The sequence below is a fragment of the Staphylococcus petrasii genome, from assembly GCF_002902565.1.
GTDB lineage: Bacteria > Bacillota > Bacilli > Staphylococcales > Staphylococcaceae > Staphylococcus > Staphylococcus petrasii.
Map to the genome: position 1 here is coordinate 1 of NZ_PPRC01000014.1, position 21,935 is coordinate 21,935.

Annotated in this window: 20 protein-coding genes; 8 read left to right on the forward strand and 12 right to left on the reverse strand. The window is 34.1% G+C overall.

From position 1 onward, the window contains the following. Positions 1-227: 227 nt before the first annotated feature. From CD127_RS03305 to fakB1, 7 genes are all read right to left on the reverse strand, one after another. Positions 228-1,190 (reverse strand): COG3942 and LysM peptidoglycan-binding domain-containing protein, encoded by a 963-nt coding sequence (locus CD127_RS03305; protein ID WP_103365765.1) that lies wholly within the window; start codon positions 1,188-1,190, stop codon positions 228-230. A gap of 210 nt (positions 1,191-1,400) precedes the next feature. Continuing rightward, positions 1,401-2,517, reverse strand: a protein-coding gene (prfB, locus tag CD127_RS03310; protein WP_103365766.1) for a peptide chain release factor 2 whose coding sequence is annotated in 2 segments (ribosomal slippage) — positions 1,401-2,444 and positions 2,446-2,517 — 1,116 coding nt in all. Because the reading frame shifts where the segments join, the coding sequence is not laid out codon by codon here. Positions 2,518-2,738: 221 nt separating this feature from the next. Continuing rightward, the gene (secA, locus tag CD127_RS03315; protein ID WP_103298330.1) at positions 2,739-5,276 is read right to left on the reverse strand and encodes a preprotein translocase subunit SecA; all 2,538 of its coding nucleotides are present in this window, start codon (positions 5,274-5,276) and stop codon (positions 2,739-2,741) included. Positions 5,277-5,761: 485 nt separating this feature from the next. Further along, positions 5,762-6,340: a ribosome hibernation-promoting factor, HPF/YfiA family gene (hpf, locus tag CD127_RS03320; RefSeq protein WP_103365767.1), complete on the reverse strand. Its 579-nt coding sequence runs from the start codon at positions 6,338-6,340 to the stop codon at positions 5,762-5,764. Positions 6,341-6,401: 61 nt separating this feature from the next. Then, positions 6,402-7,076 (reverse strand): ComF family protein, encoded by a 675-nt coding sequence (locus CD127_RS03325; RefSeq protein WP_103365768.1) that lies wholly within the window; start codon positions 7,074-7,076, stop codon positions 6,402-6,404. Further along, positions 7,069-8,304 (reverse strand): DEAD/DEAH box helicase family protein, encoded by a 1,236-nt coding sequence (locus tag CD127_RS03330; protein WP_235851313.1) that lies wholly within the window; start codon positions 8,302-8,304, stop codon positions 7,069-7,071. The genes CD127_RS03325 and CD127_RS03330 overlap by 8 nt, the downstream gene beginning before the upstream one ends. A 144-nt stretch (positions 8,305-8,448) precedes the next feature. Continuing rightward, on the reverse strand, positions 8,449-9,315 hold the full coding sequence (fakB1, locus tag CD127_RS03335; RefSeq protein WP_103365770.1) for a fatty acid kinase binding subunit FakB1: 867 nt from the start codon (positions 9,313-9,315) through the stop codon (positions 8,449-8,451). A gap of 140 nt (positions 9,316-9,455) precedes the next feature. Here fakB1 and CD127_RS03340 point away from each other — a divergent pair, with 140 nt between their 5' ends. Next, complete coding sequence (locus tag CD127_RS03340; RefSeq protein WP_103365771.1) at positions 9,456-10,097, forward strand: YigZ family protein; 642 nt, start codon at positions 9,456-9,458, stop codon at positions 10,095-10,097. A gap of 74 nt (positions 10,098-10,171) precedes the next feature. On the opposite strand, the gene CD127_RS03345 is transcribed toward CD127_RS03340, so the two are convergent. Continuing rightward, the gene (locus CD127_RS03345; protein WP_103365772.1) at positions 10,172-11,248 is read right to left on the reverse strand and encodes a glycosyltransferase family 4 protein; all 1,077 of its coding nucleotides are present in this window, start codon (positions 11,246-11,248) and stop codon (positions 10,172-10,174) included. Positions 11,249-11,652: 404 nt separating this feature from the next. Here CD127_RS03345 and gdpS point away from each other — a divergent pair, with 404 nt between their 5' ends. From gdpS to pepT, 4 genes are all read left to right on the forward strand, one after another. Continuing rightward, positions 11,653-12,723, forward strand: a complete 1,071-nt coding sequence (gdpS, locus tag CD127_RS03350; protein WP_103298781.1) for a GGDEF domain-containing protein GdpS — start codon at positions 11,653-11,655, stop codon at positions 12,721-12,723. A 251-nt stretch (positions 12,724-12,974) separates the two neighbouring features. Next, positions 12,975-13,736 (forward strand): threonine/serine exporter family protein, encoded by a 762-nt coding sequence (locus CD127_RS03355; protein WP_103298780.1) that lies wholly within the window; start codon positions 12,975-12,977, stop codon positions 13,734-13,736. 16 nt (positions 13,737-13,752) lie between these two features. Further along, positions 13,753-14,247, forward strand: coding sequence for a threonine/serine exporter family protein (locus CD127_RS03360; protein ID WP_103298779.1), 495 nt, complete (start codon positions 13,753-13,755; stop codon positions 14,245-14,247). Between the two features lie 14 nt (positions 14,248-14,261). Continuing rightward, positions 14,262-15,491, forward strand: coding sequence for a peptidase T (gene pepT, locus CD127_RS03365; RefSeq protein WP_103365773.1), 1,230 nt, complete (start codon positions 14,262-14,264; stop codon positions 15,489-15,491). Between the two features lie 93 nt (positions 15,492-15,584). Here pepT and CD127_RS03370 read toward each other — a convergent pair whose 3' ends face one another. From CD127_RS03370 to CD127_RS03380, 3 genes are all read right to left on the reverse strand, one after another. Continuing rightward, positions 15,585-16,706, reverse strand: coding sequence for a glycerate kinase (locus tag CD127_RS03370; protein ID WP_103365774.1), 1,122 nt, complete (start codon positions 16,704-16,706; stop codon positions 15,585-15,587). A 664-nt stretch (positions 16,707-17,370) separates the two neighbouring features. Beyond that, a complete protein-coding gene (gene ytxJ / locus CD127_RS03375; RefSeq protein ID WP_103365775.1) occupies positions 17,371-17,691 on the reverse strand; it encodes a bacillithiol system redox-active protein YtxJ in 321 nt (106 codons plus the stop codon). A 181-nt stretch (positions 17,692-17,872) separates the two neighbouring features. After that, positions 17,873-18,748 carry an EMYY motif lipoprotein gene (locus CD127_RS03380; protein WP_103365776.1) on the reverse strand — a complete coding sequence of 292 codons (876 nt, stop codon included), beginning with the start codon at positions 18,746-18,748 and terminating at the stop codon, positions 17,873-17,875. 111 nt (positions 18,749-18,859) lie between these two features. Here CD127_RS03380 and CD127_RS03385 point away from each other — a divergent pair, with 111 nt between their 5' ends. The 3 genes from CD127_RS03385 (at position 18,860) to CD127_RS03395 (ending at position 20,786) form a co-directional block, all read left to right on the forward strand. Continuing rightward, on the forward strand, positions 18,860-19,375 hold the full coding sequence (locus CD127_RS03385) for a GrpB family protein (protein WP_103365777.1): 516 nt from the start codon (positions 18,860-18,862) through the stop codon (positions 19,373-19,375). Between the two features lie 141 nt (positions 19,376-19,516). Then, positions 19,517-20,440 carry a UDP-N-acetylmuramate dehydrogenase gene (gene murB / locus CD127_RS03390; RefSeq protein ID WP_103365778.1) on the forward strand — a complete coding sequence of 308 codons (924 nt, stop codon included), beginning with the start codon at positions 19,517-19,519 and terminating at the stop codon, positions 20,438-20,440. A 31-nt stretch (positions 20,441-20,471) separates the two neighbouring features. Continuing rightward, positions 20,472-20,786 (forward strand): CHY zinc finger protein, encoded by a 315-nt coding sequence (locus CD127_RS03395; RefSeq protein WP_103365780.1) that lies wholly within the window; start codon positions 20,472-20,474, stop codon positions 20,784-20,786. A gap of 51 nt (positions 20,787-20,837) precedes the next feature. Here the strand turns inward: CD127_RS03395 and CD127_RS03400 are convergent, their stop codons facing one another. Further along, positions 20,838-21,878 (reverse strand): ferrated catecholamine ABC transporter substrate-binding lipoprotein SstD, encoded by a 1,041-nt coding sequence (locus CD127_RS03400; RefSeq protein ID WP_103365779.1) that lies wholly within the window; start codon positions 21,876-21,878, stop codon positions 20,838-20,840. Between the last annotated feature and the right edge of the window lie 57 nt (positions 21,879-21,935).

The following is a 21,935-nucleotide window of genomic DNA, read 5'->3' on the forward strand; positions in this document are numbered from 1 at the left end:
AAAAATTACTCTTTACATTGATTCTGCTTCACTCTAAAACAATCATTTCATCTTTTTTATTATTCAATATATACTATTTACATAGAAATGTATTGTAATTAGATTATTAATAAAAAATAAAAAGCTCAATACCTATGCTAAATTACATAAGCATTGAGCTTTGACAGCTAAGTTAGGACAGAATTCATATTGAATATGACATCCTAAGGATAGCGACAATTCATATATTAGTGAATAAAATTATAACCTGAAGTATTTTTAATAGTACGGTTTGTCACGTTATTAAAGTTACCATTCCAGTTCATTTCAGATACATAAACTGAACCATCACTATTTACACGTTCAACTACACCTACATGACCGTAGTAACCAGCACTAGTTTGGAATACAGCTCCAACTTCTGGTCTGTTATCCACTGCTAAACCAGCATTTCTAGCTGAATTAGCCCAGTTACTAGCGTTACCCCAGAAACTTCCTACTGAACGACCTAATTGTTGACGACGGTCGAACGCATAGTATGTACAGTTACCATAGTAATAACGATTACCTTGGCTATTTACTGCACTATGACTATAGTTTGAAGCTACAGGTGCACTTGTTACTCCAACATTATAGTTGTAGCTAGTTGTATATCTAGATGGCGCTTCATAACCACTTGCACCATAGTTATAAGTCGTTTGTCTATGCGCTACTGCACTGCTTCCTGTATAACCATGGCTATATGAACTAGCTAATTGTGTAGTATTAATTGCTTGCTCTTTAGAAGAAGTTGTTGAAGCTGCATAAAGTTGAGCATAATCAACAGAAACATTGTCTAAACTTGCAGCACCTTTTTCAGTAATAGCGATTAAATCACCTGGGTGAATAAGTGATGTTAAACCAGGGTTTAATGCGTATACTTCGTCTAAAGAAATGTGGTGTGCTTTAGCAATTTTATTTAACGTATCTCCAGCTTTTACTTCAACGACATCTTTGTCTGGTACTACTAAAGATGTCCCTTGTTGAACTTCGCTTGATTGAATATTATTTAATGATTGAATTTCACTAGCAGTCGTAGCAAATTGATGCGCTAATGTTTCTACTGATGTTGTGTCTTCAACAACGTGTGTTTGTTGTGCACTAGCTAAGCCATTAATACCAGCAAACGCTGCGATAGATGTTAGTGTTACAGTCAATGATTTTTTTCTCATGTTGTCATTCCTTTGTAGTAATGTATTCTTGTTCATCAATACTGTAGCACAAATTTTTTGGGAAAAGTGTAATGTTAAACCGTTGTAATATAAAGGTTAAATAACACTTCATATTTAATTAAAAACGCCTATCTTAGTAATAAATATCTTTGCTAATTACACATAAAGCATTCATTTTCAAATTAATTCAATAAAAATCTACTCACCACATTATTCTTCATTATTATTCATTGACTGTCTTAAGTAAGCTTCAATAAATGGTTGGATTTCGCCATCCATCACTGCATCCACTTTACCAGTTTCTTCATTAGTACGATGATCTTTCACCATTGAATATGGATGGAAGACATACGAGCGAATTTGACTTCCCCAGCCAATCTCTTTTTGCTCACCACGAATTTCAGCCATTTCACGTTCTTGCTCTTCGAATTTCAATTGATACAATTTGGCTTTCAACATCTTCATCGCCGCTTCACGGTTCTTAATTTGTGAACGCTCATTTTGGTTATTTACAACGATACCTGTTGGATGGTGGGTAATTCGAATGGCAGATTCCGTTTTGTTAATGTGCTGACCACCAGCACCAGACGCTCTAAACGTATCCACCGTAATATCATCCGGATTAATTTCAATCTCAATTTCATCATTATTAAATTCTGGAATGACATCACATGAAGCAAATGATGTATGACGTCGACCTGATGAATCAAATGGTGAAATTCTGACTAAACGGTGTACACCCTTTTCAGCTTTTAAATAACCGTAAGCATTATGACCTTTGATTAATAACGTGACGCTCTTAACGCCCGCTTCATCACCCGGTAAATAGTCTACCGTTTCAACTTTGAAACCTTGTTGCTCACCATAACGCTGATACATACGCAGTAACATGCTCGCCCAGTCTTGAGACTCCGTACCGCCTGCACCAGGATGCAATTCAAGAATCGCATTATTCGCATCATGAGGACCATCTAATAACAATTGCAACTCGAATTGATCGACCTTCTCCTTGAAACCAACAACCTCTTGCTCCAAGTCATCCTTCATATCCTCATCAAATTCCTCTTGCAACAATTCCCAAGTCGCAGTCATGTCCTCAACTTCATTATTCAAATCATGATAACCATTCACCACAGACTTCAACGCATTATTCTTATCAATAATCTCTTGCGCCTTATTCTGATCATCCCAGAAATCGGGCTCCGTCATCATTTCCTCATACTCTTGAATATTCGTCTCCTTATTCTCTAAGTCAAAGAGACCCCCTAATTTGATCTAAATCATTACTATAATCATCAATATTACGTTTAATTTCAGATAATTCCATGCATATCTCTCCTATTAATCATTACTATACATTTCTTAATCATACATGATACTTCTCACACTTGTCATTTCTTTTGGAAAAGGCCATTTCGATTTACTCTGGTAAGATATTTAAGCCCTGTCATGAGGCCTTATGTTGAAGTAAAACTATACCTTGCCACTATATAAAAAACAGGAGTGTGAACACCTTCACATCTCCCGTTTTCTTCACCATAAGTCACCTTATTCGTCTTTACCGTGACAGTTTTTGTATTTCTTGCCACTACCACATGGACAAGGGTCATTACGACCAATCTTTTCACCTTTAACAACAGGTTGTTTTTTCGCTTTTTCTTTACCGTCTTCAGCAGACACATGTTGTGCGTTACCAAAGTCAGTTGTTTTTTCACGTTCGATATCATCATCAACTTGAATGACTGATTTAAGAATGAACTTAGATGTATCTTCTTCGATATTTTGCATCATCATATCGAACAGTTCATGACCTTCATTTTGATAATCACGAAGCGGATTTTGTTGTGCATATGAACGTAAGTGAATACCTTGACGCAATTGATCCATAGTATCGATATGGTCAGTCCAATGCGTATCAATTGAACGTAATAAAATCATACGTTCAAATTCTGGCATTTGATCGCCAATTTTTTCTTTTTGACTTTCATAAGCTTTTTCAATCTTAGTCCATACAACATCAAAGATATCTTCTGAATCTTTACCTTTGATTTCATCTTCAGTTAAGTCGCCTTCTTGTAAGAATACGTCATTAACATAGTTAATGAATGGGGCGTAATCTGGATTATCGTCTTCTTCATTGATGTGATAATTCACAGCACGTTGTAATGTTGAACGTAACATTGCCATTACTAAGTCAGAACTATTTTCCGTATCGATAATATTATTACGTTCGTTATAAATAATTTCACGTTGTTTACGTAATACTTCATCGTATTCAAGGATACGTTTACGAGCATCGAAGTTGTTACCTTCAACACGTTTTTGCGCTGATTCTACAGCACGTGACACCATTTTAGATTCAATTGGTGTTGAATCATCCATACCTAAACGGTTCATCATTTTTTGAAGTCTTTCTGAACCGAAACGTACCATTAATTCATCTTGTAGCGATAAGTAGAAACGGCTGTCCCCTTTATCACCTTGACGACCAGAACGACCACGTAACTGATCATCAATACGACGTGATTCATGGCGTTCTGTACCGATAACAGCAAGACCACCGATTTCTTCAACGCCTTCACCTAATTTAATGTCGGTACCACGACCGGCCATGTTAGTCGCAATCGTAACGGCACCTTTTTGACCAGCTTTTGCTACGATTTCTGCTTCACGTTCATGGTTTTTAGCGTTTAATACATCATGACGAATACCGCGTTTTTTCAATAGGTTTGAAATATATTCACTTGTTTCAACTGCTACTGTACCTAATAACACAGGTTGTCCTTTTTTATGTTTTTCAACAACATCTTCGACAACGGCATCGAATTTACCTTTTTGACTAATATAAATTAAGTCTGATTTATCTTCACGTTGAACAGGTTTATTAGTAGGAATTTGCGTTACTGTCATATTGTAAATATTTCGGAACTCTTCTTCTTCCGTTTTCGCTGTACCTGTCATACCAGCTAATTTATTGTACATACGGAAGTAGTTTTGGAAAGTAATAGAGGCCATTGTTTTAGATTCGTTTTGAATTTTTACGCCTTCTTTTGCTTCAATCGCTTGGTGTAAACCTTCAGAGAAACGACGACCAGGCATTGTACGACCTGTAAATTGGTCAACAATTAATACTTCTCCATCGACTACCATGTAGTCCACGTCACGTTGTAAAGTAACATGCGCTTTTAATGCTGTATTGATATGACTGATGATTTCAACGTTTTGCACATCGTATAAGTTATCAATTTTAAACATACGTTCTGCTTTATCAGCACCTTGTTCTGTTAAGTGTACTGCTTTCGTTTTTTCATCATATTTATAGTCATCTTCAATTTTTAACATTTTAGCGAAAACGTTAGCTTGAGTATAAAGTGATGTTGATTTCTCAGCTTCACCTGAAATAATTAACGGTGTTCTTGCTTCATCAATTAAAATAGAGTCGACCTCATCGATGATAGCAAAGTGTAATGGTCTCATAACACGTTCTTCTGCGTAGTTCACCATGTTATCTCTTAAATAATCGAACCCTAGTTCATTATTTGTGCTATACGTAATATCTTGCGCATATGCTTCGCGTTTTTCAGTTGTTGATTTGCTATTTAAGTTTAAACCAACTGTTAATCCTAAGAATTCGTATAGTTCAGCCATTTCTTCACTTTGAACACTAGATAAGTATTCATTGACTGTAATAACGTGAACACCACGACCAGCTAATGCGTTTAAATATGTTGGCATTGTCGCTGTTAATGTTTTACCTTCCCCTGTTCTCATTTCAGCAATATCGCCTTTATGGATAGCGATACCACCCATAACTTGAACTTTATATGGTGTCATATTAAACACACGCTTTGCACCTTCACGTACGAGTGCATAAGCTTGCGGTAAAATTTTATCTAAATAATCATTTTGTTTTTTTACATCTTCAATTTTTTGTACTTCTTCTTGAAATTGTTTTGTTTTAGCTTTGATTTCATCATCAGTTAAAATAGCCATATCTTCCTCTAATGCGAGTACTTCATCAGCTATTTTTCCTAAACGTTTTGTTTCTTTTTTATTGCCGTCAACAATTTTTGATAAAAATCCCATTACTTCCGCTCCTTTAGCTTAAAAACTGTTTGGCCTACAACAATTTATCATATCATTTATACTTTCAAATTTATACTTATATACTCATATAAACACCATGCTTAATTGTGTACAACTATTATAGATTACTTTAACTATCCCTACTAAATATTTGTATCTAATTTCTTTTCAATATTAATAACTCATTACTCACTACATTAGCATAGCATGTTAAGAGCGTCCACGAATAGCGCTATGATTAAACATTAAAGAGCGCCCATAGAATATGGACGCTCTGAGTTAGTCCTTTAGTAAATAAATATATTAAGACTGAAAGAAAACCCTTGCCAATCGAGGAAACGAAATGTGTAACGAAGAGAGTTTACGATACGTAAATAAGCAAGTTACACATAAGGTGACAAAGAGTGAAAGGGTTTATCTACAGTCTGAGAGCGCCCATAGAATATGGACGCCCTCAACTTTAAAACTCACTTATAATAAAGTGATTATTCTGTTGTTTCAATCAATCCGTATTTACCATCTTTACGTTTGTAAACAATGCTTGTGCCTTCTGTTTCACGATCTGTAAAGATATAGAAATCATGACCTAATAAGTCCATTTGTAAGACCGCTTCTTCAGAGTCCATTGGTTTTAAGCTAAATTGTTTAGAACGGATAATTTCAATTTCATTATCATTATCTTGGTTATTATCCACTTCTTCAGCTTGAATTGATGGTGTTTCAGGTACTTCAGTCACAAACGCGTCTTGTTCCCCGCGCGTTTTATGTTTACGGTTGACACGTGTTTTATATTTACGAACTTGACGTTCTAATTTGCCAGTTACTAAGTCAATACCAGCATATAAGTCATCATGTCGTTCTTCCGCTCTTAATGTTACGTTTTTTAATGGAATTGTAACTTCAATTTTAGTTGTTGAATTTTGATACGTTTTTACTTTTACGTGTGCTACTGCATTAGGCACATCATTAAAATAACGTTCAAGTTTACCAATTTTGTCCTCAATATAGTTGCGAATGGCATCTGTAATAGTGAGGTTATCTCCATGAATTTCAAATCTAATCATAGCTATCTCTCCTTTAACCTCTTGTATTGGTAATGCTTACTATTATAATACCACGTTTACCTCATCTTGAAAACGCAAACACTTTGAATTTTCTGACACTTTTGTCACATAATAATTCTCCAGCATGATGTACCGTTAAACCAGTAGTATAAATATCATCGACAAGTAAAATGACTTTCCCAGTTAAATCAATCTCACTATCAATAAAAAAAGGATTAGAAGCTTTAGCACGGGCTATCTTCCCTAATCGAGATTGCTTAGGCCGCAATTGCGTTTTTATTAAATTCGTATAAGTCACACCCATTTCATCTAATACGGTAGTAACAGGGTTAAATGTACGTTCGGCATCGCGTTCATATGGAGATGGTATGGGGACAATCATATCATAAGACGTTTTAGGGAGTTTAAGTTTCGACGCTAGCACTTTTGCTAAATAGTAGTCTCGCATAAATTTATAATTATGAATCACTTCTTTCATAACGCCTGTGTATTGATAGTCACAATATAATTGAGACATTAAAGTAAACGTTTTTTCTAAAAATTGGCAATCTAGGCATACGTCACTGTCTGTTGTTTGCTTATTTAAACATCTAGGACAACGATCAACCTTTGAATCTAGCGCAACTGCTTCCCACTGTTGTTGACAGGAATGACAGAATTGTTCACGTGGTCGATAGAAATTAAAAACAGTCAAGGTTTCACGAATAGGTTGTAAACATTGAATACATCTATGCATTAATCCAACCTCTCGCTATGCCTAATTTATTCATCTGTTTGATATCACGTTTAGCTTGAATCATTGCTAGACTTACTCCTTCATGAAGAAATATTACTGTGCCTGTAGGTGCCTCTTGTTTCCGCCCTACTCTTCCCGCTATTTGTACTAGGGCTGCCTTTTCAAAAGTATCGGCGCTAACCACAATGACATCTAATTGAGCCATCGTAAATCCTCTTTCTAAAATAGTGGTAGTAAATACGATTGTATGTTCACCTCGGCGCAATGCTTCGACTTTATCAAAACGTAACGCGTCTTCACTCGAGACACATATTAAATCTGGGAAGAAATAATGATAACAGTCATACGCTTTAAGCATCAGTTCAATATTATTGAAGAAGACTAAAGTAAATCGTTGCGCATTCACCTGCTTTAATAGTAAAGCTTTCAGTTTATATTGCGCACGGGTAGGCTTTAATTTGAAATAACTAAATATTGGTTCGGGTAATGGATGTCTGTGAAAGCGTGCAGGCAATTTTATAATGTGATCTGCTTGGATTTGACGTAATAAAGATTTAGGAGGCGTGGCCGTCATAAATATGTGGCTATGCTTTGATTTAGAGGCAAGCGCTATCGCACCTTGTAATTGAGGGTCCATAGATAGTGGAAAGGCATCGACTTCATCAATGAAGATGACGTCGAAATGACTTTTAAAGCGAAAGAGTTGATGCACAGTTGCAATGATAAAGTGTGCATTAAATTGTTGATGACTAGATTGGTGCAACACATCAATGTCTTCGTCAGTAAATGCTTCTTTAATTCGTTTACTAATCTCAATCACCACATCGACTCGTGGCGAAATGACCGCGACATTCAAACCTAATTTGCGTGCCCTACTGATACCTTCAAACATCATTTCTGTCTTACCAGCGCCTGTGACCGCATATAACAATAAATCCTCACGCTGGTTAATGGCTTCAATAATTTGTGTTGAAGCATAGCTTTGTTGCTCGGAAAGTTGGAACGGTAAATCATAATAGCCTTCTGAGACTTGACCCACACTTTCAGTTATTCTGTAATCTGTTATATTGTCCATTCTTCCTAATTGGATACAACGTCTACAGTAAATAATTTCTTTTTGTAAAATGACTGACGTGTACTGACAGAAATAAGTTTTATCTTCGTTGCCACATTGCATACAACGATGCCCCGTTTTCGTTTCGATAACTCCTAGTGTAGTTAATTTCACTTGTTCATCGCTTAATGCTACATGTGAGAATATTAATTTTCCATATTGTTTTATAGTTCATCACGACCTTTTCAAAAAATAAAAAAAGCCTAAAGATAAGTGAGAGTAATCTTTCTCTCCTTGCTTATCTTTAGACTTCAAATCTTAATTAATTTCGATTTTTTTAGGGAAGTAACCTAATCCTAATCCGCCAGATCCTAAGTGTGATGCTATCACTGGACCGAATTCGGAGTATTGAATATTAACGTTAGGATATGTTTCTTTTAAGTGTTTTAAATAATTATGACCTTCGTCTGTTTTATCGCCGTTAATGACAAACACTGTGACTTCTTCCATATTCTCAATTCTCTTGAAGATATTTTCTTCTAACGCATTTAAGGCACGTTTTCTTGTACGAACTTTTTCGTAAGGATGGATTTTACCGTCTTCTTTAAAATAAAGTACTGGTTTCATCTTCAATAAAGTTCCTACCCATGCTTGTGCGCCAGTAATACGTCCACTCTTTTGTAAATTCTTTAAATCATCTACAAATAAGAATGCGCCTGTTTGTTCACGGGCTTCTGTTAATGCTTCAATAATCTCTTCAGGTGTATGACCTTGTTCAACTAATTGTAAAGCATATATGACGTAGCTACCTTCAATCATTGCAGCTAATCTAGTGTCAAAGGTATGTACATTGACGTCTTCAACCATTTCGCCTGCTTGAGTTGCTGATTGATAACTTCCGCTGATACCACTCGATAGATTGATAACAATAATATCTGTATAGCCTTTATCTTTTAGTTGTTCATAGTTTTGAATCCATTCGCCAATAGCAGGTTGACTTGTAGTTGGAATAGTTTTAGATGAGGCCATTTTTTCATAAAAACGTGGCATTGAAACATGTTCATTTTCAGTAAAAGTCTCTCCATCATCAAATGCAACACTTAATGGTGCAATTGGTATCTGATATTGATTAATCACATCTTGTGGTAGATACGCTGTAGAATCTGCCATTACTGCAATTTTCATAATAGTCCTCCTCAATTATACTCATGACTATTATAAGTGATTACTATTAAAAAAGAAATTCATAATCAGATATTTATCCATTCTAAAATTTGAGTGTATAATAAAAGTCATATGATTAATGATAGATGGAGGTGTGACGATTGAGTGACCATGTTATAACGGTTAAACAAGAACATACAATTGAAAATGTAATCAATAAATCACGCTTTATTGCCCATATTAAACCTGTGTCTTCCGAGGATGAAGCGAAAGCGTTTATTAATGAAGTGAAACAAACCCATAAAGAAGCGACACACAATTGTTCCGCCTATACAGTTGGCGATCAAATGAATATTCAAAAAGCAAATGACGATGGTGAACCAAGTGGAACTGCTGGTGTGCCTATGTTAGAAATTTTGAAGAAACTTGAAGTTCATAATGCATGCGTAGTAGTGACCCGTTACTTTGGCGGTATTAAATTAGGCGGTGGTGGCCTTATTCGTGCATACAGTGGCGCAGTGAGAGATGTCATTTACGATATAGGCCGCGTTGAATTACGAGATGCTATTCCTACTATTGTAACGATTAGTTATGATTTAACCGGGAAATTTGAATACGAACTTGCTTCGACATCTTATTTATTAAGAGACAAGACTTACACAGACAAAGTGAGTTACCACATAGATGTCGTGCAAACGGAGTACGATGAATTTATAGAATTTCTGAATCGTAATACAGCAGGTAATTATGATTTACATGAAGAAGAAACTAAAAAATTGCCATTTGACATCCCTACGAATTAGGATAATGGCATTTTAAATATTAAAAAACCTTGTATAAGTTGAGCTATTAGAGCTTAATTGGCTTATACAAGGTTTTATTTTTTATCTGTCGTGTCGTGAGCGTGGTGGTGCTCATTTTTCTTAGAAATAAAATTAATAATTGGCTTATAATTATCATCTATCAATCCTGTGAATTCTACAATGAGTTCTATCGTAATAAGAATGAGAACGAACATTAGTAGTACACCGAGTGGTTGAGATAAATACAGAATGATACTAGATAAGCTAAACATGATCGCAATTGAATAAATGAGTAACACTGTTTGACGATGAGAATAGCCTAATGCTAGAAGTTTATGGTGTAAATGTGATTTATCCGCTTGCATGATATGTTGGCCATTTCGCATTCTTCGAATCATAGCGAATAACGTATCAATAAATGGTACTGCAAGAATAACGATTGGGAAGAATAATGAAATAAACGTAATGTTTTTAAAGCCGAGTAATGATAAAAAGCCTATAATAAACCCTATCATTAAAGCGCCACTATCCCCTAAGAAAATCTTGGCAGGATGGAAATTGAAACATAAGAATCCTAATAATGACCCTATTAATACGCTACATATCATAATAATAAAAATATTTGCTTGTAAAATAGCAATAAACGCAATTGTAATTAAGCCAATGGCTGATACACCAGAAGCTAAACCATCAAGTCCATCTATTAAATTTATCGCATTAGTAATTGCTACAATCCAAATAATCGTAATTGGAATGCTTAAAATACCAAAATGAATCGTCGGTCCCATCGGAAAAGAAATAAAATCTATTGTAATCCCATAAACCGCCACAATCGACGCCGCAATTATTTGGCCAATTAACTTGAGTATCGGTTTCAAATCATAAATATCATCAATTAAACCTACTAAGTACATCACAATTGCCCCTATGACTAAAGGCTTTACTTCTCTTTCAATTGGATGGCCTAGCCATATTCCAATAAGAAAAGAAAGTAAAATGACGGTGCCTCCTAGCACGGACACAGGCTTCGTATGTACTTTCCTATAATTAGGTTTATCAACTAAGCCAAACCTAGTTGAAACCTTAATTATGATAGGTGTGAGTATCAGACTGATGACCATTGTTACAGCAATGAGTAGTAAAGTATACATCAGTTCACCTTCATTAAATTCCTCTAAATTTTTCGCATTTGCATTTTTCTTATCTACATTATTTTAAACGGTATATGTCTTCTTTTTATATTGGACTATAGTAGGAAATATCTCGTCACTTTTCACTTAAAAAATGATGCCATTATCTATAAAATAGCCTCATTCTCAGTAGTTTAGTCATAAATATTATACTTTATTTTGAAAAGTTTTTACTTTAAATACGAGTAATGTAAATTTTTTGTAAAGATAAGTTATTTTTTCTATCATACCATTTCATCTAGTGTTTGAACACGAAAGACCATTTAATACAATTATTTTCTAACAATATAAGCTACTTCTTAATGACAAATGGTAAGTTTTCACTTACAATAACTAATGGTTAAATTAAAGGAGTCGATTTCCATATGATTGAAGCAATCATTTATAATATTGCGGTCATGGTTGCGGGTATTTATCTTTTTCATCGGTTACAATACTCCGAAAATAAAATCATGGTCTTCTCAAAAGGCTATGTCACTGTCTTAATGACGCTAGTAGCTTTATTACTAGCCGCCTACCCTATCCCATTCCATCATGAATATTTAATTCATTTAACATTTGTTCCGTTACTATTTCTTGGACGCTATACCAATATAGGTTATACACTCATCGCAGCAATCATCATTGCTCTAGTCGATGTCTTCACCTTTGGAAATTCTATTTTATATGGCGTCGTTTTAATTGTTATCGGACTTATTTCAAGTATGGTAGGACCATTTTTAAAACAAAACGATATTGTTTCTCTGATTATCTTAAACTTAATTAGTGTCATCATTTTATTTATTTTATCTATCTTTAGTCCTTTATACGATTTAATAGAAGTAGGCGTATTAATTCCTATTTCATTTGTCTTAACAATTGCCTCTGCTATCACATTTGTTGATATTTGGCATTTCTTCTCTTTAGTTACACGCTATGAAAATGAAGACAAATATGACTACCTTACAGGATTAGGAAACGTTAAAGAGTTTGATAGACATTTAAATAAAATCTCACAGTTAGCGGAAGATAATAATGAAAGTCTTGCCCTACTACTTATTGATATTGATGGATTTAAAGATGTGAATGACACTTATTCACACAAATCAGGTGACGCTGTCTTAAAACAAATGTCACAGTTATTGAAAAATTATGTACCAAGACAGTTTAAAATTTTCCGAAATGGTGGCGAAGAATTTTCAGTAGTAATTCGCGATTATTCATTAGATCAAAGTGTTAAATTAGCTGAAAATATTCGTACAGGCGTAGAAAAATCATCGTTCCATTTACCTAATAGAGAAGTCATCAAACTTTCTGTATCTATTGGTGTAGGCTATTTATCTCAAGAAGATCACAAATCTCAACGTAAAGTATTTAAAGATGCCGATGATATGGTCCATGTGGCTAAGAATGAAGGTCGTAATCAAGTAATGTTCAATCCTATTATTAAGTTATAAGGATGATATTGACTGTCAATATGCTATTTACGAAATCGCTGTATTTCAGTCGATTAGGTTAAATAGTAATTGGCAGTTTTTATTTAAATTTTTTCAAAAAAAGAATGACGTTTTCATGTCAATTGTAACTAATCGTTTAAGAAAGTGTGTGATTAAACTCGGAGCTATTGCAAGTTATATCTTCAAGTTGTACACTTCAAATTGTCCTAATAAATAAAATGAATTTAACTAATTTTACGGAGGTGCCGTTTATGTCAGATTCAATCACTATTATCGATGAAAATAAAGTGATTGATGTCGTGTTAATAGCTGGAAGAATTCTCCTAGAAGCTGGCGCTGAAACCTATCGTGTAGAAGATACTATGAATCGTATCGCGCATAGTTATGGTTTAAATGATACATATAGCTTCGTAACGTCTACAGCTATTATTTTTTCACTTAATGATCGAACGAGTACACGTTTGATTCGTATTAGAGAACGTACGACAGATTTAGAGAAAATTGCGCTTACAAATAGCCTCTCACGAAAAATCTCAAGAAATGAATTAACTATTGATGAAGCTAAATCGGAACTTATTCATTTAAGTAAGGCTTCACTACAATATTCATTCTTATTAAACTTTTTTGCTGCTGCTATTGCATGTGGCTTCTTCTTATTCATGTTTGGCGGTGTAGCTTCTGATTGTTGGATTGCTGCGCTCGCAGGTGGTGCTGCCTTTTTAACTTTCAGTTTAATGCAACGTTTTATACAGATTAAGTTCTTTTCAGAATTTGTAGCTTCAGTTGTAGTAATTACTATCGCTGCTTCGTTTACTAAATTAGGAATAGCTACTAACCAGAATATCATCACCATCTCGAGTGTTATGCCATTAGTTCCTGGTATTTTAATTTGTAACGCTATTCGAGATTTAATGGCAGGAGAACTACTTGCCGGTATGTCTCGTGGTGTTGAAGCGGCCCTTACATCATTTGCAATTGGTGCCGGAGTGGCCATCGTTCTATTAATTTTATAAGAAAGGCTGTTAATAAATGTTATTTTATTTGTTTCATTTTACAATTAGTTTCATTTCTACAGTGCTTTTCTCCATCATTTTCAATGCGCCTAAGAGATTACTACTTGCCTGTGGTTTCGTAGGTGCCGTAGCCTGGACAATTTATCAATTCACTGTAGATATGGATTTAGGAAAAGTAGGCGCTTCTTTCCTTGGTAGTTTAATATTAGGCTTACTAAGTCACGTCATGAGTCGCCGCTACAAACGTCCTGTGATTATCTTTATCGTGCCAGGAATTATTCCACTAGTACCTGGAGGAACAGCATATGAAGCAACACGTTTCTTAGTTTCTAATGATTATACACACGCAGTTAATACATTTTTAGAAGTAACACTTATTTCAGGTTCAATTGCTTTTGGTATATTAGTAGCAGAGATTCTCTATTACATTTACACCCGTATAAAACAGTATTATGATAAAATCAAAGGTAAAACATACAAGAAAATTTACGATATGAATAATAGAGTCTAAGGGGATGTCTAGCTATGAAAGAACAAATTATAGACAGATTATCACGTTATGTAAAAATCGATACACAGTCTAATCCAGATTCAGAAACAACACCTTCTACAGATAAGCAATGGGATTTATTACGCTTATTAGAACAAGAGCTTGAAGCATTCGGTTTATCTACTGATATGGATGACAACGGTTATTTATTTGCTACATTAGAAAGTAATATTGAAGAAGATGTGCCAACAGTAGGTTTCTTAGCTCACGTGGATACATCACCAGATTTTAATGCTACTAACGTAAACCCTCAAATCGTTGAGTCTTACGATGGTAAACCTATTCAATTAGGTAATACAAATCGCGTGCTAAGCCAAGAAACTTTTCCTGAATTAAAAAAACTTAAAGGTCATACATTAATGATTACGGATGGTACATCATTGTTAGGTGCCGACGATAAAGCTGGCGTTGTGGAAATTATGGAAGCCGTAAAATATTTAAACGAACATCCAGAAGTAAAACATGGACGCATCCGCATCGCATTTACGCCAGACGAAGAAATCGGCCGTGGTCCGCATAAATTTGATGTCGAACGCTTTAATGCCGACTTCGCTTATACAATGGATGGCAGTGAATTTGGTGAACTTCAATTTGAAAGTTTCAATGCTGCTGAAGCTAAAATTACAACACACGGCGTGAATGTTCACCCTGGTTCTGCTAAAAATATTATGGTTAATGCCCTTTCATTAGGTCACCAATTCCATAGTTTATTACCGGCTAGTGAAGTGCCTGAACGTACAGAAGGTTATGAAGGTTTCTATCATTTAATGAAATTTGAAGGTAATGTTGAAAAAGCAACGCTTCAATATATCATTCGCGATCACGACAGAGAAGCGTTTGAATTACGTAAGAAGAAACTTCTAGAAATTCGCGATGATATTAATACACATTATGAAGATTTCCCAGTAAAAGTGGACATTGAAGATCAATATTATAATATGGCTGAAAAAATTCAACCACACCCATATATTATTGATATTCCTAAAAAAGTGTTCGCAGATTTAAATATCGAACCTAATACTGAACCGATTCGCGGTGGTACTGATGGTTCACAACTTTCATTTATGGGACTTCCAACACCTAATATCTTCACTGGTTGTGGCAATTTCCACGGTCCTTTCGAGTATGCATCTATTGATGTTATGGAAAAAGCTGTACAAGTGATTATTGGTATCGCTCAAGAAGTTACTAAACACCAAGAATAAGATATTGTAAATAAATTAAAAGGCAAACCTAAGTCGACGTGGGTATTTCAACCCAGACGCTTCAGGTTTGCCTTATTTGTTGTATTTATAAAATTACAATTTATCTAACGACGTTTTTAATAGTCGTAATGCTTGAACTGTGTAGTGTCTAATTTGGATGCCCATTTTAAAATCAGTGTAACTTTCAGGCATTTCAATAAATGTATTAAACATAGCTGTAACATTATGTTTATCAAAAACATCAAATTTATCATCTGTTGCACAAATGGCAATGGCAGGTTTATGATGTTTCTCTGTTAACTCTGCGATTCTTAAAGTGGTTGTTTCTAAAAGATTATCTTCTTCTTTTAAACCTTCACCAAAAATAATCAAATCCGCTTGCGAAATTAAATCGTCTAAATGTGTAATTTGATCTACCAATTCGTGACTAGTTAAAATATCCGCTCCATACAGTCCACTTAATACAGCTGCGATACCACCGCCGGCACCTCCACGTTCAATAGGACCTAAAGCTACACGTAATTCATTTTTAACAATTTCACTAAAATACCAAATTAAGTTATCTAACTCTTTAGCTTTATCAAAACTGATGTGGTGCGCATCAAATGTCTTCATAATTTCACTATTTTTACCATATAGTTTACTTGAGAAATCTGACATAACTTGAATTTTAGCATCACTAAATTCAGTAGCTATTCCTGATAAATCAATATGACGAATAAATTTAATAATACGTGCGCCTTCACGGGCATCTAGCAGATTGTTTTCATCATCGTAAAATTTACCGCCTAAAGCTTGTAACATACCAACGCCGCCATCAAAGCTATCAATGCCACCAAGAGAAATAACAATATTGTCAGCACCGTTTTTTAACGCATCGAGAATGACTTCTCCTAAACCAAAACTTGAACGTTGTTCAATAGGTTGATGACCTTTTAAGAATAAATTGCCTTCGATGACTGTTAAACCGTCTTCCGTTTGACCATACACCGCTTCAACTTCGTTCATATCTGCGTCATGTACATTTACTCTATATTTCGTCCCAGATTGCCACAAGAATACAGAATCCATTAATTCGTGGCGTCCATTAAATAATGGGACTTGGACAACGTCAGCTTTTTCAATTTGACTTGCTACTGCTTCTTCTACATAGCGGTTCGCTTGATAACTTGAAATAATACCATTGAACTCGTCCATGGCTACTAATACTTTCATCCTTTAATCACCTCTTGCCACTTTTCCTATTATCTTGAAAATAATACATACTTTATTATTTTAACTTCACTTTCACATTATACATGGGTTACCTTCACTTTTACTAATGAAACAAAACTAATTGTTAGAATACATGCTAATGAACTACGAACTGGGGTTATATGAGGACTGAAGACACAGTAATCTGCACACACTTACGTAAGTAGTTCTAAGGTAGATTGCGAAGTGTAGTTGTGGAGACTCCTATGTTGATTATTAATGAACCCAAGTGCATAGCACTTAGGTAAGAAATTCTAGAGATGAACTACGAATGACGTTGTGTGACGCCTGAGGGAACAGTACAAGTTGAAGACCGTAGAAATTCCCACAAATTTATTTGTGAGGAATTTCTGGCTGAAACTGTACCCTAGGCAAGCATCACAACAGAATGAGTAAATGTTCATCTAAGAATTTCTTTACAAGACTACAGGCTTGAGCCTTTCCCACAGGAAAGCGCAATAACTTAAACGAGTAAACATCTATCTAAGAACTACTTTAGAGACGGCGACCCTCCTAGTCATAAAATGAAAAATTATAAATAAATAAGCCAGTAAATGAAATTATAAAAATCATTTACTGGCTACTTTTCTAGGAATAAAATCCCAGACTTTGTATTTAATTTATATTATTCTTCAGCTTGAGCTAACGAAGATACATTGATGTCACTATGACTTGCATTCCATGTAGCTTCCCCTTCTACAAAGTAGAATGCTTGGGGTGATTCATGTTTTACATTCGTTTTGTCAGCAATATAATCAGAGAGCTTTCTTTCCTCTTGAACGACTAAATAATAGCCATCCATGTCTCTTTCATATAAAAATTTATTAAATTGATCAAATGCATCTGCTGAGATTGGACAAGTATCACTATGTTTTAATACAAATACATATTTATTGTCTTCTAGTACTTGTTCAAACTGGTCAATCGAACTCAGCTTTATAGCCATTCTATTCACCTCTAAAATTATTTATGCCCATATTTCTACTATTTATAATCATTATAAACTACTCAATGGGTACAATTATACACATTTCATTCTCTAATGTTAACCAAAAATTTTAATTTTTAATATAAGATTTTATTGATTATAGCACATAATAACGTTTAAATTCGCATATTTTCCAATGTTAGTTCTCTTTTATACGCTTGAACGCTTTCTCAAAATCATTATCACCTTTGTTTAATTCTTTACCCGTTTTTGGCAACTTTTCGACATCAATTTTAGAAAGTTTTTTCTCAATTTCAATTGTCTTTTCACGCGTATCATAATAATTTAATAGATTGTAGTACATTTCAATAGCATTTTTACGCGCCTCATTAACATTAGAATCTGTAATATTAGTTCGATTAAGATCGGTAATTTGTTTTTCAATTAATGGCTTAATATGTGTTTCAATAGCTTGTTTTGAATCAAACTTACCATTTTCTAAATATTTTTGTGCTGTTTGTTGTAATTGTTTATTATTATATTCAATTTTAGTAGTTAATTGATTGGCATCATCTTGATTACTTGATTTTTGAATCGCTGTTTCTACCTGAGAACGATTCGTTTCAAATGATTTCGTATAATCTAATATATTCTCATTTGATTTAATCGACTGATTACATAAATCAACAAATGTTTTTATCTCATTAATCTCTTTTCTTTCTCGACTAACATTATTTAAATATTTCTGCTTTAAATCTTTAATTTCAGAAGTTTTAGCTGGTAACTGCTTAGCTTCTTTGTCGTATTTTTTAAATGCAGGCATTAAATGATTATTAATGTCTTTTTGTAAAACTTTAAATTCTTGTTTATTTTTATCGGTAGTATCTGTTTTACTCAATTCGTTAAGTTTTGTTAAATGAATTTTATCCATAACCGTCTCAACGTCTTGTTTCTTTTCTTCGACTTTGTCTAAATGACGCGCAAAGCTTTTTAAATCCGCGTTACGTTGCGTTCCGCATGACGATAGAACTAATCCACATATTATTATTATCGAAAGAATTGCTATTTTTTTCATATCTGCACTCCTATCATCACGTATTATACCTAAAGCTATTTATATTGAAAATTATTTATGTTATAGTATTTCAGAATTTGTAAAATAATTAATCATTTGAAGGAGATTCACATGTATTCAACTGTCCAACCTTTCGTCGACAATCCATCTAAACACCACTATGAAACTTTATATCAGGATACTAAAAAATTACTTTTTGATTTATTAGATTCTCCAGTTCAGTTTACCCAACATATTGGTGGAACAAAGCATTTTAATTATGCTACTGAACCTATACTAGATATTTTAGTCGGCGTTAATAACTTACATGACATTACCTCTTTAGATGAAAAACGATTGAATTACGTAGGATTTTATCGTTTGCATCACCCATATAAGAAAAAAGTAATGATGGCTCACTTCAATAATATGATTGATTTAAAACAAACGATACGCCTTCATATCGTACAGATGAACACGCCTTTGTTTGAACAATATTTAGCTGTAGATGAGGCGCTTGCTTCAAACCAGGACTTGGCACTTCAATTTTCAGAAAAAAAGAAAACTATAATTGAACATGTCAATCATATAAGAACTTATGAAAATCAAAAACAAAAATACTTTGAAAGTTTATACAAAAAATTATAAATTCTTATCCAAACGTAATTTAAAATGAGAATATGTGACATAATATGTCATTAATTAGTTACCTCTCAATTAACAAATAAGATTTAAAGTTGCTATAATAAGGAATAGATTATAGTACAGAAGAGAAGAAAGGATGTACTTATGTTAAACAAAGATGACATCTTAAAAGATTTAAAATCCTTAATACCTGAAGAAATTATTAAAGTCGATGAACCTTTAAAACGTTATACATATACTGAAACTGGCGGTAATGCTGATTTCTATTTATCCCCTACTAAAAATGAGCATGTTCAGGCAATTGTGCGTTATGCTCAAGATAAAGATATCCCTGTAACTTATTTAGGAAATGGTTCTAATATCATTATTCGTGAAGGCGGCATTCGCGGAATAGTGATTAGTTTATTATCACTTGATCATATTAATGTTTCAGACAATGTGATTATTGCTGGCAGTGGTGCGGCTATTATTGATGTGTCACGTGCTGCAAGAGACCACGTGCTAACTGGATTGGAATTTGCTTGTGGCATTCCTGGTTCAGTTGGTGGCGCTGTTTATATGAACGCAGGCGCTTACGGTGGCGAAGTGAAAGATTGTATTGATTACGCTTTATGTGTGAATGAAGATGGCGATTTATTACAACTTACTAATCAAGAATTAGAATTAGATTATCGTAATAGTATCGTTCAAAAGAAACACCTTGTCGTTCTTGAAGCCGCATTTAGTTTAGCTCCTGGTAACTTAGATGAAATTCAAGCTACTATGGATGATTTAACTGAACGAAGAGAAACTAAACAGCCACTAGAATACCCTTCTTGTGGTAGTGTATTCCAAAGACCTCCTGGTCACTTCGCTGGAAAATTAATCCAAGACTCAGATTTACAAGGTTATCGTATTGGTGGCGTAGAAGTATCAAAAAAACATGCTGGCTTTATGGTTAACGTGGATAATGGTACTGCTACGGATTACGAAGACTTAATCCATCATGTTCAAAACGTTGTAAAAGAAAAATTTGATGTTGAACTTCACCGAGAAGTAAGAATCATCGGCGAACATCCAGAAGAATAATTTATTTTTTAAAGTAAGGAGACGATGTATGATGCCCAATGTTTACGGTTCACTTGTAGATGATGAAACACGTTGTGTGCACTATCATACATTCTTAGATGTCGTAGCCATTAAATTTAAGTGTTGCGATAAATATTATCCTTGCTACCAATGTCATAACGAACATGAATCTCATGACATCAAACGATGGCCGGAAAAAGAATTTCACACCAAGGCCATTATGTGTGGCGTATGTAAACATGAACTGTCCATACATAATTATATGATGACTGAGGTTTGTCCAAATTGTAACGCTCATTTTAATACACGTTGCAAATTCCATTATCATTTATATTTTGAATTATGACAATAAGGCTCAATAGCGCTAAATTCTTAGCACTATTGAGCCTTTTGATAATTATTGTTTAACTTTGTCTAATACTTTATTTAATTCATCGATTTGTTTTATAGTTGTAGATGTTGATCCAGCACTGAAGTACCATAATTTAGGGTCTAATTCGAAAACATTACCAGCTTTAATTGCTTTTACATCTTTAATGACATCATTCGCAAGTGTTTGTTTAGCAGTTGATTTACCGCTTACTACTTGTCCTCTGTCCATTGCTAAAATAATGCCTGGATTTTTAGAAGTAATGTATTCATTGTTGATATTTTGACCATGTGGACTTGCTTTAACATTATCGTCAGCAGGTTTGAATCCTAAAGTATCAAATACTAAATCTCCAAATCTTCCACCTGGACCAAATGTTGATAATTCACCTTCATTAACTAATAGATACATTGTTTTTTCATTTACTTTTTCAGTTTTCGCTTTTGTATCAGCTATTTTTTTATCTAATTCTTCATTTAAAGCTTTTGCTTTATCTTCTTTATCATAAATTTTTCCTAAATTAGTTGTAACCTGTTTCATGTCTTTAAGATAATTTTTCTCGCTTGAACCTACATAAACGATTTTAGCATCTGGTGCTGCTTTTTTAAGCTCGTCTAAATTCTTTTGAGTAGCGGTTCTACCAGAAATGTAGATAACATCCGGTTTAGCTGCTGCTACTTTATCAAAGTTAATTTGCATTAAATTACCAGTATTAACATATTTATCATCTTTAAATTCATCTAAGAATTTAGGTAATGCTTTATTTTGCTCGCCTTTAGGTAAACCTACAATTTGAGATTCAACGCCAAATGCTTTTAACACATCCACTGCTCCGTAATCAAAAACGATGGCTTTTTTAGGATTTTTTGGTACGTCTACAGTATTGCTAATTTTTTTAGCGTCACTACCATCTTTTTTCTCACCACGTAAATTATAATTATTTTCAATTTTTACTGTATCACTAGCAGTGTTCTTTTTTGAATCATTGTTTTTATTGTCTGAACCTTTGCCACATGCTGTTAACACTAAGACAAGACTCAATAATATAAATAAAATGGATTTCTTCATAGATGCCAAACTCCTTCGATGTATATTAATGATAATGATTATCAATATCATTAAATT

Excerpts from the sequence above, each read along its gene's own strand:
- CD127_RS03305 (WP_103365765.1), bottom strand. The coding sequence starts at position 1,190 with ATGAGAAAAAAATCATTGACTGTAACACTAACATCTATCGCAGCGTTT.
- secA (WP_103298330.1), bottom strand. The coding sequence starts at position 5,276 with ATGGGATTTTTATCAAAAATTGTTGACGGCAATAAAAAAGAAACAAAA.
- hpf (WP_103365767.1), bottom strand. The coding sequence starts at position 6,340 with ATGATTAGATTTGAAATTCATGGAGATAACCTCACTATTACAGATGCC.
- CD127_RS03325 (WP_103365768.1), bottom strand. The coding sequence starts at position 7,076 with ATGCATAGATGTATTCAATGTTTACAACCTATTCGTGAAACCTTGACT.
- fakB1 (WP_103365770.1), bottom strand. The coding sequence starts at position 9,315 with ATGAAAATTGCAGTAATGGCAGATTCTACAGCGTATCTACCACAAGAT.
- CD127_RS03345 (WP_103365772.1), bottom strand. The coding sequence starts at position 11,248 with ATGTATACTTTACTACTCATTGCTGTAACAATGGTCATCAGTCTGATA.
- gdpS (WP_103298781.1), top strand. The coding sequence starts at position 11,653 with ATGATTGAAGCAATCATTTATAATATTGCGGTCATGGTTGCGGGTATT.
- CD127_RS03355 (WP_103298780.1), top strand. The coding sequence starts at position 12,975 with ATGTCAGATTCAATCACTATTATCGATGAAAATAAAGTGATTGATGTC.
- CD127_RS03360 (WP_103298779.1), top strand. The coding sequence starts at position 13,753 with ATGTTATTTTATTTGTTTCATTTTACAATTAGTTTCATTTCTACAGTG.
- pepT (WP_103365773.1), top strand. The coding sequence starts at position 14,262 with ATGAAAGAACAAATTATAGACAGATTATCACGTTATGTAAAAATCGAT.
- CD127_RS03370 (WP_103365774.1), bottom strand. The coding sequence starts at position 16,706 with ATGAAAGTATTAGTAGCCATGGACGAGTTCAATGGTATTATTTCAAGT.
- ytxJ (WP_103365775.1), bottom strand. The coding sequence starts at position 17,691 with ATGGCTATAAAGCTGAGTTCGATTGACCAGTTTGAACAAGTACTAGAA.
- CD127_RS03380 (WP_103365776.1), bottom strand. The coding sequence starts at position 18,748 with ATGAAAAAAATAGCAATTCTTTCGATAATAATAATATGTGGATTAGTT.
- CD127_RS03385 (WP_103365777.1), top strand. The coding sequence starts at position 18,860 with ATGTATTCAACTGTCCAACCTTTCGTCGACAATCCATCTAAACACCAC.
- murB (WP_103365778.1), top strand. The coding sequence starts at position 19,517 with ATGTTAAACAAAGATGACATCTTAAAAGATTTAAAATCCTTAATACCT.
- CD127_RS03395 (WP_103365780.1), top strand. The coding sequence starts at position 20,472 with ATGCCCAATGTTTACGGTTCACTTGTAGATGATGAAACACGTTGTGTG.
- CD127_RS03400 (WP_103365779.1), bottom strand. The coding sequence starts at position 21,878 with ATGAAGAAATCCATTTTATTTATATTATTGAGTCTTGTCTTAGTGTTA.